Source organism: Rheinheimera sp. KL1 (assembly GCF_001275035.1).
GTDB classification, from domain to species: domain Bacteria; phylum Pseudomonadota; class Gammaproteobacteria; order Enterobacterales; family Alteromonadaceae; genus Pararheinheimera; species Pararheinheimera tangshanensis.
On record NZ_LAMX01000047.1, the window covers coordinates 1 to 1,312 of the forward strand.

1 protein-coding gene is annotated in these 1,312 nt (G+C 49.0%); it reads right to left on the reverse strand.

From position 1 onward, the window contains the following. Window positions 1-201 precede the first annotated feature (201 nt). The gene (locus tag WH43_RS19560; RefSeq protein ID WP_053426208.1) at window positions 202-1,239 is read right to left on the reverse strand and encodes an IS110 family RNA-guided transposase; all 1,038 of its coding nucleotides are present in this window, start codon (window positions 1,237-1,239) and stop codon (window positions 202-204) included. Window positions 1,240-1,312: the final 73 nt, after the last annotated feature.

Genomic DNA, 1,312 nt, shown 5'->3' on the forward strand with positions numbered 1-1,312 from the left:
CCCTGAACTATCAACAGATTTTCTCACACTGGTATAGATGCGCACTTATATACGGGCTTTCGTGAGGAGCTACCTCTGCACCTTCAATGTATTCGCACCATCACGCCTTCTCTACGAAGCGGTTTTCTCAACGCTGTGGGGCGCACAGGCTCTTGATGGTCGGTCTTACCTGTGTTTCAAGCATCTGTTTGATAGAACTCGTTACGCCGTTTGCAACGACGCTTTGTAACTCTCTCCACGACTGAGCATCGCCCAGGCTGTACGGATAGTCTTATTAGCCAGCGCCACTGCCGCAATTCGCTTTCCTCTGCGTTGCATCAGCGCTTTTAACCATATCTCTTTCGCCGTTCTGGCCTCTCGCTTATCTAAATAACTCAGGACCGATATCGCCCCCTGAATAAGCACCGAGCGTAGGCGTTTATGCCCGCTCATTTGGCTGATTGACCCTATTTTTTGTTTGCCACCACTGCTGTGCTGAACCGGCGTTAATCCTAAGCATGCAGCTGCATCTCGGCCATTTTTAAAATGCGAGCCATTGCCTATCGCCAGCTTTAAGCCCAATGCACCTATCGGACCCACACCTTCGAGCTCTATCAATGAACGGCTTTGCTCATCCTGCATCGTCAACGCCGTTTGTTGTCGCGTTAATTGAGCTAACTCTGCCTCTAAGGTCTGAAGCAAGCCCCACATCTGAGCGATACTTTCACGAAAGCTCATCGGTACGTCATTTTCACCATCTTCCAGCACTTCGGGTATAGCAGAACGCAAGGCCGCATCGCTTTTGGCAATGACCACACCAAATTCATTCAGCAATCCACGAAGCTGATTACTCATCGCGGTTTTATGTGCTACTAACAACTGGCGCATCTTTTCAATTCCTTGCAAACCCTGCTCTTCTGTCGTCAGAATTCTCGCTGGTTTCATGTTCACCTGCCGGGCCGCTGTCGCAATGGCTAATGCATCATTTGCATCGGTTTTTTGTCCCTGACGAAACGCTTTCACCCGGCGTGCTGGCAAGGCTTTCACCTCATGACCAAGCGACTGCGCATAGCGACACCAGTAGTGACTACCTCCGCAGGCTTCCATCACTACCAGCGCTTTTGGCTCTTTACGCAGTAATTCTTTAAGCTTTTCCCGGCTCACCTTTTTGTTATAAATCAGTTTGCCGAAACCTGTTGTTTTCACTATCTGAAAGACTAATTTTGCAAGGTCGATAGCAAGCACGGTATAGTTTTCCATGTATGGACTCTCTTTTGGTTTGTGTGACAACTTCACCATAATCCCTCGCAGGGAGGGGAGTCCATACATCTAC

Bases quoted from the DNA above. Each gene is read 5' to 3' on its own strand.
- WH43_RS19560 (WP_053426208.1), bottom strand. From the start codon at position 1,239: ATGGAAAACTATACCGTGCTTGCTATCGACCTTGCAAAATTAGTCTTT.